Here is a 16,989-nt window from a genome sequence, read left to right as displayed (position 1 = left end):
GGCTAGTTCGCCTCGCAGGTAAGCACGTCGCGGCCAGCGGCGAAATCATCAAGCGCCTTCACCGCATCATCAAGCGTGTCCACCTTGGCCACCACCATCTCGCCGGAATCGACCCGGCTGGCTTCTGCGCAGTTACCCGCGGGAGCCAGGAAGAGTTCCACTCCCCCATCGCGCGCACCGGCGAGCTTGTGCGTAATGCCACCGATCGGGCCGACCTGACCTTCCTCGTTGATCGTGCCGGTACCCGCCACGGTGCGCCCGTGTGTGAGCTCACCCGGGGAAAGCTTGTCAATTACGGCAAGCGCAAAAATCATGCCGGCGCTCGGGCCGCCGACGTCGTTGAGGTTGTAGGTCACTTCCACGCCGTCGCCTGGCTCAGAGGTCATCAAAATCCCCAGCATGGCCACGTCTTTTTCATGCGGGTTTTCACCCAGCGTGACATCTACGGTGTGCTCTTCGGCGCCAGCTCCGTCACCGCGCATCACGGTGACTGCAACATCGTCGCCAGGCTTGAGCGCACGCACCAGCTCCTGGACCTCGCCCGGCTTGGTTACGGCCTGGCCGTTGATGGCAGTAATGGTGTCTTCGGCCTCCAACTTGCCGTGGGCTGCGGCACCGTCGACCACCTCATGGATAACCACGCGCGTGGGCCTGCCCAAGTAGTTCATCGCCGCAACCGTGGCGGAGGCCTCAGAGGCCACAAACGCCCGAGTGTTGTACTCCTTGACTTCCTCCGGGCTTAAATCACGCGGCATGACCTGCTCTACGGGCACAATCGTGTCATCCGTAGTAATCCACCGGTTCAGGGTCTGCAGCAGCGTCATGTTCGTACGCACAGACACCGTGGTCATGTTTAAGGTGCCGGAGGTTTGGTCGGTCTCGGCACCGTCGATACGCACGACAGGCTCCCCTGCAACCTCCCCGAGTGTGTCAAACATCGGGCCCGGGCCCTGGGCAGCAAACGGCACGGTAAGGGAAATATCGGTGCCCGGGATGTGGTCAACCGTTAATAAACCCATCAGCACCGCAACCGGCACCGCACCCCATGCGATGGCGGCGCGGCGAGTATTGCGCGGATCCGGCGATTCGGGCTTACGCGCAGGCGGCTGCTGAGAAGGCTCCGGCGAGGGATGTACAACAGTTGTCACGGCCGATAAGCATAGACCAAAGCCGAAGCTAGAAAATTTTTCTGCATATGACCTGCGTCGTAACAACGTGTGGCACATGCCGGTAGTGTGGGCGGGTATGAGTAACGGATTTGGTTTCTCCTTCCCCAACGACAACAACGGTGATGACCACAATGGTGATAACCGCAACGGGGACAACGACCGCGGCGCAGGCGGCGGCAACTCCGACCCGTTCGCATCATTCGGCTTTAGTTTCCAACCCGGCGCAGGCTTCGGCGGTGCCGGCGGCGCTGGCGGTTTAGGCGACATTTTGAACCAGTTCGGCCAGATGCTTTCCGGCATGGGCAGCTCCATGAACGCCCAAAACGACGCCGACGCAGTGAATTTTGAGCTGGCAGGCCGCATGGCGCGCCAGCGCCTGGGCAGTGCCAAGGACGCTTCCGCGGGTGATGCGAAGGCGGTAGAGGAATCCGTCAAGCTTGCAGATCTCTGGCTGGATGAGGCCACCACCCTTCCCGCCTCCGGCGCGCAGGCACAGGCATGGAACGCGCAAACCTGGATTGCGGAGACCATGCCGATGTGGAAGCGCCTGGTCAACCCGGTGGCCGACCACATGAACCGCGCCCAACTGGCAACCATGCCGGACGAGGTCCGCGAAATGATGGGGCCGATGTCTACCATGATGCGCCAGATGAACTCCATGCAGATGGGCATGAAGCTGGGCCACGCACTCGGTGACTTGGCGCAGCAGGCGCTCACCGGCACCGACTTCGGCCTGCCGGTTGCTCCCAGCAACGTCGCGGCGATCCTGCCGGGCAACGTGAGCGAGATTGCCAAGGGTCTTGAGGTACCTGGCCAGGAGGTCATTGTCTACATCGCCGCACGTGAGGCAGCGCGCCAGCGCCTGTTCAAGCACGTGCCGTGGCTAGTTGAGCGCATTGTATCCGCCGTTGAGGAGTACGCCGCAGGCCTAGAGATTGACACTTCCCACCTTGAAGAGGTCGCACGCGGGCTGAACTTGGAGTCTGGTGACCCGCAGTCCATCCAGGAAGCCCTGCAGAACCTTGAGGGCGAAGACCTAGCGCCGCGTGTGGGCTCGCGCAACGCCGCGGCCACTTCGCGCCTAGAGACCCTGCTGGCGCTGGTTGAGGGCTGGGTGGACGTTGTGGTCAACGAGGCACTGGAGGGTCGTATCCCTTCCGCCCCGCAGCTTGCAGAGGCCTGGGCGCGCCGCCGCGCAACCGGCGGTTCTGCGGAGCAGGCGTTTGCCAACGTTGTGGGCATTGAGCTGGCTGCCCCGAAGGTCCGTGAGGCCGCTGAGCTGTGGCGCCGTGCGGAAAACGCGGTTGGCGTTCAGCGCCGTGACGCTGTGTGGGACCACCCGGACTTCCTGCCCACCGCCGAGCACCTGGACAACCCCGCTGCGTTCATTGACATGCTTCTGGACGATCAACCGGACACCGACTTCGACGCCGAGTTTGCCAAGATGGAAGAAGAGCTGCGCAAGCAGGGCTCCGAAGATCCGGAGGATCCGGAAAAGGGCGAAGAGGACTAGACGAAGCGCTGCAGCGCTTCCAAGTAGCCTTTCGCCCGCTCGGCGTGCGGCGCACGATCTGCCCACGCCCAGAACTCTTCCGTGTGCCCGCTGATGAAGGTGTGCGTGAGTTCGTGGATGATGACGGCGTCGATGACGTACGTTGGGGCGCTTATAAGCCTGCTGCTCAACCGGATATCCCCCGTGGACACGGTGCAGGAGCCCCAGCGCGTGGTCTGATTATCCACCCACCTGATCGAGCCGATCCGCGCGCGACCCTCCAGGACCTGTTGGTTGAGTTCTTCCGCCCGGCGCGCCAACTGCTCATCCGAGCGCGGGTTGCGGGCGGATTTTCGCTGGAGTTTTGCCAGCATCTCTGCAACAACCTCGGACTCTTGCGCCTTGCTCATGCGTGCCGGGATGCGGATGACCGCCACCCCGTTTTCCATCCGGGCTTGCACCGTGCGGGTGCGTTTGGCGGAGCGAATCACGGTGTACGGGATGTCTGCCATGACTTCGCATTGTAGGATGGTGCGAAATACACATCGGGGGGTGTCTTTCATGGTGTCAACGAACCAGCGTGTTGGCAGGTTTTCAAATGTGCGGCTTGCGCCGGGGGTTAGTGTGTTTCTACGTGCGCAAAACCTCATCCAGTTCGGGCTGGACGCCACGCGCACGGGTGTGATTGAAACACCCTTTGCCAAGGAGCTTTCCTTGCTTATCGACGCTGCGGTCACCCCCACCCCACTGCACCACCTGACGCGTGCGTTTACGGCCTATGTGGGCGCGAATGCTGCGGAGAGCATGGTGGCGGATCTGGTGTCCTTTCGTATTTTGGTACCGGCAGATCCGGTGCCGGTGATCCTGCTGGGCAACTCCCCGCTGGCGAAGCAGCTATCGCGGGTGCTGCGCGGGTGTGGTGTTGAGGTGCGCTCGCCGATGCGCAACACCACCGAGCAGCGGTTTGTGGGGCGGGCGGATCCGTGGGTGCCGGTGGTTGCCGTGGACAAGCTGGCAGAAGCTGAGGCGGTAGCGCGGATGACCAAGCGCCGCGTGGGCGCCACCGTGCCGGTGAACCTGGTGGACTCGCAAGTGTTTGTCGGCCCCTTGTTTGACGGCGAGGGCTCGGCCTGTCTTGCGTGTACCGCCCGCCACTTTTCGGATGTGGACGACGGGTGGGCCATTGCATTACGGCACTTCCCCACCGGACCACACTCCCCCGACCATGTTGTCTTAAGCGCTGGCGCTGCGGCCGCTGCGGCCTATATCCGCCGCGTGGCAGGTGTTGCGCAGCCCCCTGGTGTTTCCATGGCTGCGCCGGTGGCTGGTGAGCTGCACGTGGTTGACCCTTTTGCCACAACGTTTTTGAAGCGCAAAACGGTGCTGCCGCACCCGCGGTGTGAAGTGTGCGGTTAGGGTTTGACCCAATTCTGTTCCGCGAAGGCAAGCGCTGCCTCGATGTTCTTTTTGCGCAGGCCGTTTTCCAGTTCTGGCTTTGGAATGCCGGTGTCCACGCGGTAGCCCACCACGCCCCAGCCGTTGTTGAGGTTCAGATCAACAATGGCCCGGTACCCAACTCCCGCAAGCTTGCGACCGCGGATTTGCAGCCAGTTCGGATCCGGCAAACGGAACTCCTCAGTCACGGCCTCTGTCAGCGTGCCGTCCGGCTGCAGGATGAGCACCGGGGCTGTGTAGTAGTGATCATCCGAGCCCTCGCTGAAGCGCACGACGCGCTTGTGCATCAACTCCCCAATGAGCGCTGGCCGGTACTCAACCCACCCGTTTTCCCACGCGGTACGCAGCCGCGTTGTTCGCCCCAAGTTTCCTCGCAGGACCAAAATCCCGACAACGATGAACACCACCGCAGCTGCGCCGTTGATCAGGCTGGCAATGGGAATCCCGTCGATGATGCCCTCCGCACCGGGGAACAAAATGGTGATAAACAGCGTGTGCACCACAGCGAAAAACAACGCCATCACACCCATGGCGGTGAGGATGCCGCCTACCATCATCATGCTGAAACTCGATCGGCCAATGGGTGGCCCAGAGCTGTTGATGGCCTCGCGCATGCCGCTGCGATCCATATGCGTATTGCGCTGCTGATCGTTTTCCTTCATGGACTTCGGCGCTAGGGCTTCATCACTTTCGGAGGAAAACTTCAACGGCGTTCGCGGCAGTGGCACTGGCAGTGACGGCGGCGTTGGCAGTGACGGCGGCATTGGCGGTGGTGCGTGCGTCATGGCCGCCAGCATAAAAGGTTCTAGCTGTACTCGCTCAAGATCTCCAACACCTGAGGCCCGTACGCCTCCACCTTGACAGGGCCCACACCTGGCACATCCAGCAGGCTGGACACGTCCTGCGGCATGGCTTCCGCGATGGCAATCAACGTGGCGTCTGAAAACACCATGTAGGCCGGGTGGCCGGCTTCACGCGAGACGTCTAAACGCCAGCTCTTCAGCGCGGTGAAAAGGTCTTCGTTGTAGGAAGGTTCGCAGTCCACGTGGCGCCCCAACGCCTTATCCGCCGGGGTGTCCAAGAAGTTGTTGCACACCCGGCAACGACGGTTGCGCTTCAGCCGCTGCGGGGAGCGCTCCACCTCAAGCTCAGGCACAAGACCGTCCAAGAAGCGTGAGCGGGTGCGTGACTTCCTTCCGCCCTCCTGACGCGAGAGGGACCACGACATGTGCAGGTGCTCACGCGCACGCGTAATGCCCACGTAGAACAGCCGGCGTTCCTCTTCAATCTGCTCATCGCCCGCCTTAATCGCGTGAGAGATAGGCAACGTGTTTTCCACCAAGCCGACGAGGAAGACCGCGTCCCACTCCAAGCCCTTCGCAGCGTGCAGGCTGGCAAGGGTCACACCATCCACCGCCGGTGGCTGCTTCGCCTCGGCGCGCTGGCGCAAAGAGCGCAGCACACCAGCCAGGTCATCGGCCTCCTTAGAGTTCACAATCTCTTCGATCAGGTCCACCAGCGCACGCAGTGCTTGCCAACGCTCACGCGCCTGCGCACCCTCCGGCTCCTTCGGGGTCAGACCAAGCGGGGCGAACGCCGCACGCGCCACCTGCACCGGGTCATCAGGCAGGTCGCTGCGGTTTGCGGCGCGCGCCAACTGGTGGATGGCCTCGCGGACCTCACCGCGGTTGAAAAAGCCCTCACCACCACGGACCTGGTACAAAATGCCCGCGTCTGCCAGTGCCGCTTCAAAGGCCGCGGACTGAGAGTTGATGCGATACAGCACAGCGATTTCGCGTGCCGGCACGCCGCTATCCAGCAGGCGGCGGATTGCCGCGGCGACCTCGCGAGCCTCCGTCGGCTCATCATCAAACGCCGAATACGTCGGCTCAGGGCCAGGCTCGCGCATACCAATCAGCTCAAGACGAGTACCCGCTGCGCGCCCTGTGGCCTTGCCAATCACCGTGTTCGCCAGATCCGTGATCTGCGGGGTGGAACGGTAGTCACGCTGGAGTTTGACCACCGTGGCGTGCTCATAGGTGCGCGAGAAATTCAGCAGAAAATCCGGGGTCGCGCCCGTAAAGGAGTAGATGGTCTGGTTGGCATCGCCCACCACCGTCAGATCATCGCGCTGGCCCAGCCAACCCTCCAGCACACGCTGCTGCAACGGGGTCACGTCCTGGTACTCATCCACCACAAAAGACTGGTACTGGGCGCGGAACTGCTCCGCCACCGCAGGCGCGTTCTCTAGCGCTGCGGCGACGTGCAACAGCAGGTCATCAAAATCCAGCAGCATGCCCTCAGGGCTGGTCTTCTGCTCCTCATAGTGGCGATACACATCCGCCACCTTCTGCGCCTCTGTCGGTGCAGTGCGGCCCAACGTGCCAATGCGCTGGACATAATCCTCATGCCCAATCACATTCGCCTTGGCCCACTCGATCTCCCCCATCAGGTCGCGCACCATGTCCTTGCCGGTATCCAAGCCCACGGCACGTGCCGCGCGCGCCACAAGCGGGTACTTGTTATCCAGCACCTTCCACGGCAAATCGCCCGCAATCTGCGGCCAGAAATACGCCAGCTGCCGCAGTGCCGCGGAGTGAAAGGTTCGCGCCTGCACCCCGCCAATCCCCATCTGGCGCAGACGGTCGCGCATCTCACCTGCCGCGCGCTGCGTAAACGTCACCGCCAGCACCCGCTGCGGGCTGACCATGCCCTGATCAATCAGGTTGGCAATGCGGTACGTAATCGTGCGCGTCTTACCCGTACCCGCACCCGCCAGGATGCACACCGGCCCGCGTGGGGCGGTTGCCGCCACCCGCTGGTCCTCATCCAACAAGCTCAAATCAATAGCCACTAGAAATCACTTCCCCCAACATCCCCAAACACAACATCATCAAAACCTTTATCCACCCAGCGCGTGATCAGCGTGCGCGAAATGCTGCCCAGCGGCGGCATTGGCAAATCACCCACCTCGTTCCGGCTCGCCCACACCATGCGGCGCAGCTCCCCGTCCGTTTCACCTGGTGTTTCCGTTTCATCAACCCGGCTGACAAAACCCAACATCAGCGCTCCTGACAGCGGCCACGGCTGGGATCCAACGTACGCCAGGTTGTTTACCGTGTAGCCGGTCTCCTCACGCACCTCGCGCACCCAGGCCGCCTCGATCGTCTCGCCCGGATCCACATAGCCGGCAACACTGGTGAAGTAGCCAGGGCGGCGTGCGTTTTCCACCATCAGGATCTTCTGATCATCGGCGCTGGTGACAATGCCAATCACGCTCGGGTCAATACGCGGAAACACTATGTTGCCGGCTTCGCTTTGCGCCTGCGTGCCTTGAGCGTTCCACGTCAACGGCGTGCCGTCCGTGGGGTGCACACGCATGCGCTCCTGGGCATTCAGCAGGGCAATCGCACGAGCGATCAGCGGATCATCAGCGTGCGTGCGCGCATCACCAGATAGCTGGGCGTGTTGGGCGAGCTCTTTCAGCTCGCTCACGCTTGTGCTATGAATACGCGTGGCAACAATGTCCTTGGAAAGCTGGATCGTGGGACCGGTGGTGGGGGCGCTGGGGAGGGGCGCCGTTTGGGCGTCGACAAGCAGAAAAGCCCTGCTGTCATCCACCAACAAGTACTTAGTCATCAGCCTGCTCAACAGGCTTGGTCATGCGCACATACAGGATGCGATCGCCCGGCTCCACCGCCTCCGCCTCAGGCGCGTCAATACGATACAGCTCACCCGAGCGCACCACGCCAAGCACAATGTCAGCCAAGTGACGCGGGTTCGCACCCACCTCATCATCCGCCGTCGGACGCTCAGCCACCGCAAACCCCTCATCCGGGCTCAGCAGATCCTCCATCATCTCCACCACCGGCGGAGTCACCGTAGCCAACCCAAGCAACCGCCCCGTAGTTTCCGCAGAAACCACCACAGAATCCGCACCCGACTGCATCAGCAGATGCTGGTTCTCACTCTCACGGGCACTAGCCACAATCATCGCGCTCGGCGCAAGCTCACGCACCGACAACGTCACCAACACCGCCGTGTCATCCGAACTCGGCGCAACCACCACGGAACGCGCACGGCTCACACCAGCAATGCGCAGCACACCCGACTTCGTCGCGTCCCCATGCACCGTGACCAGGCCGCGGTTTTCCGCCTGCGACAAACTCACCGCATCCGTATCCACCACCACAATGCTGGAAGGGGCAGCGCCACCTGCCAGCAACGCATCAATCGCGGAACGGCCCTTCGTGCCGTAGCCAATGACAATGGTGTGATTGCGCACGGATTGCCTCCACTGTTGAATCTGAAGCGTCTTGCGGGAATCCTCCGTCAGCACCGACAACGTGGTACCGACCAGAAGCATAAGAAACGCCACCCTCGCCGGGGTGATCAGGAAAATATTGACCAGACGCGCCCCCTGCGTCACCGGCGTGATGTCACCATAACCCGTGGTAGACAGCGACACCGCCGAGTAATACAACGCGTCAATGTACGTTAAGGGCTCGGAGTACCCATCCCGGTCAATGTAAACCAGCGTTGCCACCAACACCATGAGCAGCATCGCGTAGGCGAAACGCCGCGCGATCAAAGACCACGGCGTGATCGGCGTGGAGCGCGGAATAGTGATGATCTCAGTGAGCGTATGCACCGGCATGTCACTGACATCAGTGCCCGAGCGGAAACGATCGCCCCACGCGCTCATATACGGCAGTCTCACTCGCGCCTCCCTTCCGCTGTGCTGGTTCTGGTTAATTCACCGCAAGACACTGTAGTCCACTCCTAAGCTTCCTCCGGCGCGATCAACGCTGCCAGTTCGTCCGCGCCCGGAAGGTCGCGTGGAGCGAAGTCCTCGCCGGTGCGCACATAGAAGAACATTGCGCGTACCGGCTTGTCATCACCGGCTATCCTGCGCCACGCTTCCGTGTACACCGCCAACTGCAGCTTCGCCGCCTCCATGTCCGCGTGTGTGGGCTTCATGCCGGTCTTCCAGTCCACGACGGTCCAGCCTTCATCGTCTTCAAAGATGGCGTCGATACGCCCGCGCACCACCACATCACCCAGGGCAAGCTCAAAGGCGCGCTCCACAAACGCCGGGGTGCGGCTGGCCCAATGGCTCTGCTCAAAGGAGCTCTTGAGCTGCTCAAGCACGGCGGCGTCGACCTCCTCTTGCTCACTGCCCGGCAGCTCATTTTCATCCAGCAGTGGGCGCGCCCCGAAGAACTCCTCCAGCCACTCGTGGAACGCCGTGCCGCGCTTGGCGTACGTGTTCGGCTTAAACGGCACCGGCCTGCGCGCACGGCGAGCAAACTGGGCGGGGTCAGCGCGAAGCGCCACCACATCAGACGCCGTCAGCTCACCGGGCAACACCACCGGGACCTCGGCGCGCTGCAACGCCTCGTGTTCTTCAATCAGCGCGGTGACGTCGCGCTCCCACTGTGTGAAGCGGGCTTCTGCGTTGCTCACTTCCGGCATGGATTCGCGTGCGTCTGCCACCGCTTGGCCTGCCGCGATGGTCTCTGGCGAGGGCACGAAATCCGGCCAGTGCCCCACGCGCTCGTCTGTGTTCGTGTTGCCTGTGCTGTCGGTGTCCTCGGCTTCAGCGCCGTCCCACCAGGTGACCACGCACTGCTCATCCACCTGCTCACGCATCTGCGCAAAATACTCATAGGGCGCGGAGCGCGACGCGGTGACATACAGGTTGCGGGCGGAACGGGTCACGGCAACATAAAACAGTCGCGCCGCTTCCTCGGCTTCGCGCCCGCGGACAAACTTCACCCACTGCTTGGCGGCCTTCTCAAACTGGGAGCGGGTTTCCACCTCCGCAAACTCCGGAGTGATCTCAGTATCTGCAAACGTGTCGTCTTGCAGGAGTTTGATCTGGCCCAAAAACGTGCCGGCTTTTGCGCCGTAGGTGCCGGCATCCGCGTGCAGTACCGCCACGGTGTCCCACTCCAGACCTTTCGCCTTGTGGGCGGTCAGCAGCTGCACACGGTCGGTCTTCACACTCACGTTGCCGGGTTCCAGCCCGTCTTCCAGCGAACGTGCCAGCTCAAAGTAGTCCAGCAGGCCATCCAGGCTAGAACCCGGGTACTTTGCCACCTCATCTAGCAAGCGGTCCAGGTGGGCAGCACGGGTGACGCTGTCACGGGCAAGAACTTCGGTGCGGATGTTAAAGACACTCATGATGTCTGCAAACAGGTCCGCCAAACGCTTGCCCAAACTGTGGGTGCGCAGCCAGCGCAGCTTCGCGCTGAGGTCTTTCAGGCGCGTCAGGCCTTCTTCCGAGTAGCGTTCCGGCTCACCCAGATCAGCCACCGCGTCCGCCAACCCGGCAGAGCGCTCAGAGCGTGCCATGACTTCAGCAGCACGATCCACAAGGTCTTCCAGTTCGCGCTGCAGGCGCTCCTCAGCGGTCATCTCGCCGGCGAGTTCTTCGACACGCTCGGCGGTATCGGGATCTTGGCCCCGCTCGCGGGCGCGAAGATTCTCAGCACGAGCGGCAAGCGCGTGAAGATCCGCTAGGCCTAGACCCACGGCGCGCCCGCCGAGTACCCGCAGCGCGGCCGCCGAATCCCCGGGGCGCACCAGCATGGTGGCAATGGCCACGGTGTCCGCTACCTCGGGCACGGCCAGCAGACCCGCAACGCCGACAATTTCGTAGGGCACGCCACGCGCTTCCAGCGCCTCTGCCATGGCTGCGGTGTGGCGGTTTTTACGCACCAGCACGGCCACCTTGAACGCTTCACCCGTTGATTGCGATGTTTGCCACAGCTGCTGCAGCTCATCAGCAACGTAGGTGACCTCTTCATCCTCAGTGTTGAAGTAGCCCAGCTGCACCCGGCCCGCGTCAGCGCCCTCACGCGGCTGCAACGGTTCAACGGCGCGGTCTTTACCAGTACCCAAAATCTCATCAGAGACCTCGTTGGCCAGCGCCAACACCTCAGGGGGGTTGCGCCAGGAGGTGGTCAGCTGCTTCTTCGGTGCAGGCGAGCCGTCAGCCTGCGGGAAGTCTGCAACAAACGCCGCCAGGTTCGCCGCGGTTGCACCGCGCCAGGTGTAGATCGCCTGCATGGGATCGCCCACCGCGGTCACGGTCAGCCCCGGATCCTGGTTCTTGCCAAACAGGCTGGTCAGCAACACGCGTTGGGCGTGCGAGGTGTCCTGGTACTCATCGAGCATGACCACCCTGAAACGTCTGCGCTGGCTTTCGCCCACCTGCGCGTGATCACGCGCCATGGCGGCCGCCACAGACATTTGCTCATTAAACGTCACCAGACCGCGACGGCGTAGTTCCGCCTGCAGCTCAGCAGCCAACGGCAAATATGCTGCGCGCTCCTGCTGGATGGCGCGCCACTTGGTCATATCCGCCGAGTACTCACCCTTGGTGCGCTTGCTGCCGGTGAGTTCTTCGGTTTCCTTCAAGAAAATTGACGCATTTTCCGCAACCTCTTTGGAATCTGCCAGCTCATTGCCCATGGAGGTAACCAGCCCCAGCAGGTTTTCCACAACGGAGTTGATCTTGCGGTTTGACCCGTCTTCAGCCAGCAGCCGGCCGGAATAGTTCGCCACCACGTCTGTGGCCACGGCGTGCAGCTCCGCATCTGTAATCAGGCGCGCGTCCGGCTCCACCGGCACCAAAAGTCCGTACTCCCGGATCAGGTCCCCTGCGTACGAGTCATACGTGGACACCGTCGGCGCGATCACCTCAAGCGCCTTGCCCAGCTCCCCGGTAGGGTCCAGGCGCGCAACCAGCGCGCTGTCTTCAGCCAGGGTGGCCAGCCGGTCACGGATACGCTTGTCCAGCTCGCGCGCCGCCTTACGCGTAAACGTCAGGCCCAACACCTGATCAGGGCGCACAAACCCGTTGGCCACCAGCCACACCACGCGCGCAGCCATGGTCTCCGTCTTGCCGGCACCCGCACCGGCCACCACGAGCAGCGGCCCCGGGTCCGCGCCAATCACGTCCGCTTGCTGCGGCGTGGGCGGGAACTTCTGCTTCAGCGCTGCCGACAGCGTCTTTGGCGGCATCACAATCTTTGGATACGTCACATTAGACATCTGCAATCACCATTCCTTCCGACTGCACCGGGCACAGCGAACGCACCTGGCAGTACTCACACCCCGATCCTGTAGTAGCAGTCAGTACCGGGCCCGCCATCGCCTCCGGCAACGGGCGAATACACTGCGCAAACTCCGCCAGTTCCTCAGGCGATTTCGCTGACTGTTCACGAGTACCAACGGCTTTTGTTGTAGACCCCGGGTAGACCAGCACAGCACTGCCAATCTGCATGCCCTCACCGCGCGCGTCCCGGATCTCTTCACCGCGCAACTCACCTTGAGTGAGCGCCAGCTGATACGCCAGCAGCTGCTTGTTGTCTTCCGTCTCTTTTTGGCTGGGCATGTTGGCCCCGCTCTTCAGATCCACGATGCGGACCAAGCCGCCTTCATCAGCCTCAAGCCGGTCTACGCGCCCGCGAATCCGCAGCCCGGTTTCCGCGTCCACGGTCACATCCACATTGGCCTCCACCGCCAGCAGCTCATGGCGGGCTTGCGCGGCCACCACCCACGTATCAATACGGTCCAGCAGACGGGCAAAATCTGCCAGGTCACGTTCGTTTTTCCACGCAGGCCCGTCCTGCATTTCTTCCCTCGCCGCCATCACCGCCGCGCGCGCTTTCGCCGCTTCCATCCCGCGGCCCAGCGCCTCAAAATAGGCGTGTGCAAGGGAGCCGTGAATCATGCTCATCGTCTCGTCCAACCCCACCATGCGCTCCAGCACCTCACGCATGGGGCATTCCAGGAGTTTCTCAATCCTCGACGGCGACAGCGCCGTTCGCTGCTGCAGGGCTTCGCTTGTCGACGCCCCACGCAACCCCCACCACTGCCCCTCCCCAGCCCCACTCACGCCAGCGTTATCCAGGCGCGCCAACTGCCGCGCCGCCTGCTCGCGGGAAACCGCATCAACTTCCGGGTCTGTCAGCACACGCCGAAGCTGCGCAATGACTTCGTCTTTGGCCAGCACCTGCACCGTATCCGAGTCAGCCTCGATGGGGTCCACGTTGAAGGTGGTGCAGAACTCTTCAATAAAGCGCGAGGGGGTGACCACCTCGTCGCTGTCCTGGTCATCCATCGCGGTGACCAAAAGGTGGTTCGTTGCACGCGTGGTGGCCACGTGGAACAGCCGACGCTCCTCCACCAACCGCTCCGAGGCATGCGAAACAGGCACCGCCGGGTCCACGCCCGCATCAAGCAGGTCAATCAAGTCTTCCTGGCGGAACATCGTGCCGGTCTCACCCAGCGAGGGCCAGGAGTGCTCGTGCACACCTGCCACGATCACACGGCCAAACTCCCTGCCCGCCGCACCGTGGGCGGTAGCCAAATGGACCGCGTCAGGTTTAGCGGTCCGCCTATCACGCACGCCGGTGGGGAGTTCCTGCTGCGCGATGTATTCAATGAAAGACGCAACCCCTGCGGTTGGGCGCCGCTCCGTGAAGTCACCGGCCGCGTCAAAGAGCGCCATCGCCGCATCCAGGTCACGGTCTGCCTGCGAACCGGTTGCACCACCGCGTAAGGCTGCTGCCATCAGGCGATCCGACAAGCCCGTTGCCGCCCAGAGTGCCCACAGCACTTCCTCCACGCTGCCGTTGACTGCAAGTGCCGCACGGCCGGCCTCCAGCACGGAGCGCATACGCGTCAAAATCGCTACCTCGCGCGTTGTCAGTACGCCGTCAAAGTCCGGCAGTTCCTGGTCAGTTGCCAGAAGGCGGTGCAGCACCGCTTCCGCATGTTCCTCCGGCGCAAAACGACGCAAACCACGCAGCAGCCTGCGCAGCGTCACCGGGTCCGCACCGCCAACCGGGCCAAGCAGAAGGTCGCGCCACTGCGTCGCTTGAAGCTCACTCTCCAGCGCCTCTAGGCCAAGCAGGAGTGAGACAACAATGCGCTGCTCCGACAGCACCACATCTGTGGGATCCAGCATCACCGGCACGCCCGCCGCCAGCATGCTGCGGCGAATCGGCTCAATCATCGGCGTGGAGCGCACCACCACCGCCATGGAGGAAAACGGCTCACCCTGTTCAAAGTGCGCGCGCCGAATCGTGTCCACCAAGGTGGCGTGGTGCGTTTGCTCCTCCGGCGCAATCACCACCTGGCGCTGCGGGTTGCGCCGCGTGGAACCTAAGTCAATCACCTGGTGATCCAACCCGCTCATGGTGGCAAAGAAGCGTGGGGATGCACCGCGGAACCGAAAGACCGCCTGCTCCCCATCACCACCAACCACGCCAAGTGTGGCGCGCTGCAACAGGTGCGAAATCAACTCGGCGGAGGCCGGGGCGAGATGCTGCGCGTCATCCACAATCACCGCATCCCACGTCTCCGTGATCTCGCCTGCCCTCATGCCCGCCAGCACCTCAGCCACCAGCTCTGAGGCCGAGTAGCGCAGCGCACCGGTAAGCCGCATCACCTGCTGGTACTCAAGCAAGAACTCCCCGGAAGCAGACCAGATCGGAATGTTGTGATCCCTACCCAAACGCCGCAGATCATCCGGGCCCAAACCGCGCTCAACGGCGCGCAACAAAAAGTCGCGCAGCTGCCGGGCAAAGCCCACCATCGGCAGCGCGGGGCGCAGCTCCTCCGGCCAAGACCCCGTACCGTCTTGCGCATTACCAGCCAACAGCTGGCGGATCATCGCATCCTGCTCAGCGCCAGAGATCAGCCGGATCTCTTTTTCCGTCTGCTGGCGAAGCAGCGCAAACGCCAAAGAGTGCACGGAGCGCACCAGCGGCTCATCCACCACAAAACCTGTAGCCGCGAGGCGCTCCGAGAGCTCCGCACGTAGACGAGCACCGGACTCCTTCGAAGAAGCAATCACCAACACCCGCCCGCGGGCCACGGCCTCCACAGCGGTATCTACAAGAAAACTAGAAACGCCTGCACCCGCGTCTCCCGTGACCTTCCACAGACCTTCCTTGGGCAGATCAACTGGCCACGTACGTGGCGTGGTGTCAGTTAGGCGCGATACAAGGTAGGCGCGGGGTGTAACCGGTGAGCTCATAGGCACCATCGTTACACACTAGGGACACACGATTTGCCCAACCCTTCGAAAATCAGGACCTATGTTCGAATGCGGGGTGGTGAGCTGGCGAAACTCCCACGCCTTTGCAAGCAGCTGACGCAGGTTTGGAATGTGCGCCCAACGATCAATCACACGCGCATCAACCGCATTCGCAATCAAGCCATCCACCATCACAATCGCCGCCGTATACCCACGCGGACGCAGCTCAGCAGACGGCGTCAACGCCGCAACCGCCGGCGGGGCGTAACCATCAAACAAACAGCGGCGCAGCAGGTCCAGATCCGCCACAACGTACTCGCCGCCAAAATCCTGCTCTTCGCCCGCCCACACAGCGCGGTCAATCTCACGCCAAGAGCCTTCCACAGGTTCGGTGGTGGGTGCGGGGGTGGTGGACAACGCAGCGTCGATAAGCAGGGAAGCCCCCACAACCTCATCAACGCGCGCGGCGGGCTGCCCCTCAACAAACTCCGAAGCCACAAAACCACCCACCACAAAGCGGCCATCAGTTGCCCGCACAGCACGCGAAAACCGCAAGCCCAGACTGGATTCGGCCCGCTCACGGACCTTGGCAGACCACACGGCAGCATCCTGCGCAGGAGCAACCACAACCCGGCCAAAACGCACGCCACCATCCCACACGTCAGAGGTGGCTACGCCTTCCTCGTCGTCAAGCTGGAAAGCGCGCAACACATGCTCAGGAATCCGCATCACGCCCCCTTAGAGCACCGCCGGGCGCGGGTACGGCCACGGGTTATACCGGCACGTATCGTTGTTATCTTCGTAGACCTCACCCGGGTCAAAGCTGCGAAGCTGTGCATTGTTCAGGCTCAGGGTCTGCTGCATCATGATCGGCGCCAACGCCCCATCAGCCGGGCACTGCTCATGGCGTGCGAAGCCCAACGCGTGGCCAACCTCATGGTTAATCACGTACTGGCGGTACGAACCAAGATCGCCCTCAAACGGGGCCGCGCCGCGCACCCAACGCGACTCATTGATCACCACCGTGTCCTCACCAGTAATGCGGGTGCGGCAGCTGGTCTCCAAACCAAGCTCACCACCACACAGCTCACGCGTGGTGTTCACAGAAGCTAGGCGGATACGCAGCGTCGGGTTATCCTCCGGCGCAACGTGCTCAAGCCTGAAACGCGGGTCATTCGTCCAACTGCGCGGGTCAAGCAGCGTGGAATCCACCATGGCAGACACCGCGTCCGGGCCGCCGTAGAGCGCTGTGTCAATGCCCTCTTCAACCTCAACCACGTACCGCACGGTCAACTCCTCACCAATGCCGCCAGCGGCACCCGGCTGGCCAATGACAAAGAAGTTGCCAGTACCCGACTCCGTATATGGCCCACCCGGGGGCAAGTGATTGACATCCAGCACGGCCTCCGGCATCTCCGCCGGCTCGCGGTGCGGCCAGTCGCCGTGCTCATGCGCGCCGTGCTCCCCGTTTGTGGCATCACCGTCTTGTGCCGCAACCTCATCAGTACCCGCGGCAGTGACCACACCAGCATCCGGGTTCTGCACCATGTTGATCAGCACAAACACCGTAATCACAGACAGCACAGGGATGGCGTACGCACGCCATCCGTACTCACGGGCAAAACGCACCCACCAGCCCTCAGCAGCCTGGTCGCGCTCCGGACGCTCATGGCGTGCGCGACGCTTGGCGCGCTCTTTTGGCTCGGGCTCCCACTCGTCGAGTTCATCAAAAATGAAGTCGTCAAAATCGTCCCAGGCGTCATCATTATCCATGCCGCCCTCGTGGGTTCCTCGCTGGTGCCGTGTGGTCATATGCA

12 protein-coding genes are annotated in these 16,989 nt (G+C 62.6%); 2 read left to right on the top strand and 10 right to left on the bottom strand.

The annotated features are described in order from the left end of the window. Positions 1-2 precede the first annotated feature (2 nt). Positions 3-1,019: a YlbL family protein gene (locus I6I71_RS06000; protein ID WP_201823456.1), complete on the bottom strand. Its 1,017-nt coding sequence runs from the start codon at positions 1,017-1,019 to the stop codon at positions 3-5. A 226-nt stretch (positions 1,020-1,245) separates the two neighbouring features. Here I6I71_RS06000 and I6I71_RS05995 point away from each other — a divergent pair, with 226 nt between their 5' ends. Next, the gene (locus I6I71_RS05995) at positions 1,246-2,682 is read left to right on the top strand and encodes a zinc-dependent metalloprotease (RefSeq protein WP_201819395.1); all 1,437 of its coding nucleotides are present in this window, start codon (positions 1,246-1,248) and stop codon (positions 2,680-2,682) included. Here I6I71_RS05995 and I6I71_RS05990 read toward each other — a convergent pair. Beyond that, positions 2,679-3,173: a M48 metallopeptidase family protein gene (locus I6I71_RS05990; RefSeq protein ID WP_201819382.1), complete on the bottom strand. Its 495-nt coding sequence runs from the start codon at positions 3,171-3,173 to the stop codon at positions 2,679-2,681. The two genes, I6I71_RS05995 and I6I71_RS05990, sit on opposite strands and share 4 nt — an antisense overlap. Before the next feature lie 49 nt (positions 3,174-3,222). Here I6I71_RS05990 and I6I71_RS05985 point away from each other — a divergent pair, with 49 nt between their 5' ends. Then, a complete protein-coding gene (locus tag I6I71_RS05985; protein ID WP_201819379.1) occupies positions 3,223-4,077 on the top strand; it encodes a TOMM precursor leader peptide-binding protein in 855 nt (284 codons plus the stop codon). On the opposite strand, the gene I6I71_RS05980 is transcribed toward I6I71_RS05985, so the two are convergent. From I6I71_RS05980 to I6I71_RS05945, 8 genes are all read right to left on the bottom strand, one after another. Then, positions 4,074-4,901 (bottom strand): hypothetical protein, encoded by an 828-nt coding sequence (locus I6I71_RS05980; RefSeq protein WP_236587251.1) that lies wholly within the window; start codon positions 4,899-4,901, stop codon positions 4,074-4,076. The two genes, I6I71_RS05985 and I6I71_RS05980, sit on opposite strands and share 4 nt — an antisense overlap. A 20-nt stretch (positions 4,902-4,921) precedes the next feature. After that, complete coding sequence (locus tag I6I71_RS05975; RefSeq protein WP_201819366.1) at positions 4,922-6,970, bottom strand: ATP-dependent DNA helicase UvrD2; 2,049 nt, start codon at positions 6,968-6,970, stop codon at positions 4,922-4,924. Further along, positions 6,970-7,755 (bottom strand): NAD(+) diphosphatase, encoded by a 786-nt coding sequence (locus tag I6I71_RS05970; RefSeq protein WP_201819365.1) that lies wholly within the window; start codon positions 7,753-7,755, stop codon positions 6,970-6,972. The genes I6I71_RS05975 and I6I71_RS05970 overlap by 1 nt, the downstream gene beginning before the upstream one ends. Beyond that, on the bottom strand, positions 7,748-8,821 hold the full coding sequence (locus I6I71_RS05965) for a potassium channel family protein (RefSeq protein WP_052205212.1): 1,074 nt from the start codon (positions 8,819-8,821) through the stop codon (positions 7,748-7,750). The genes I6I71_RS05970 and I6I71_RS05965 overlap by 8 nt, the downstream gene beginning before the upstream one ends. A gap of 77 nt (positions 8,822-8,898) precedes the next feature. Next, positions 8,899-12,177, bottom strand: a complete 3,279-nt coding sequence (locus tag I6I71_RS05960; RefSeq protein WP_414017430.1) for an ATP-dependent helicase — start codon at positions 12,175-12,177, stop codon at positions 8,899-8,901. Further along, positions 12,170-15,172, bottom strand: coding sequence for an ATP-dependent DNA helicase (locus I6I71_RS05955; RefSeq protein WP_236587250.1), 3,003 nt, complete (start codon positions 15,170-15,172; stop codon positions 12,170-12,172). Before I6I71_RS05955 ends, I6I71_RS05960 begins: the two co-directional genes overlap by 8 nt. 18 nt (positions 15,173-15,190) lie before the next feature. Continuing rightward, the gene (locus I6I71_RS05950; protein WP_052205214.1) at positions 15,191-15,901 is read right to left on the bottom strand and encodes a hypothetical protein; all 711 of its coding nucleotides are present in this window, start codon (positions 15,899-15,901) and stop codon (positions 15,191-15,193) included. A 9-nt stretch (positions 15,902-15,910) separates the two neighbouring features. Continuing rightward, positions 15,911-16,984: a DUF3152 domain-containing protein gene (locus tag I6I71_RS05945; protein ID WP_236587249.1), complete on the bottom strand. Its 1,074-nt coding sequence runs from the start codon at positions 16,982-16,984 to the stop codon at positions 15,911-15,913. Between the last annotated feature and the right edge of the window lie 5 nt (positions 16,985-16,989).

Origin of the sequence: Corynebacterium riegelii, from assembly GCF_016728505.1 — a bacterium.
GTDB lineage: Bacteria > Actinomycetota > Actinomycetes > Mycobacteriales > Mycobacteriaceae > Corynebacterium > Corynebacterium riegelii.
This window is presented reverse-complemented; position numbering and strand designations above follow the sequence as displayed.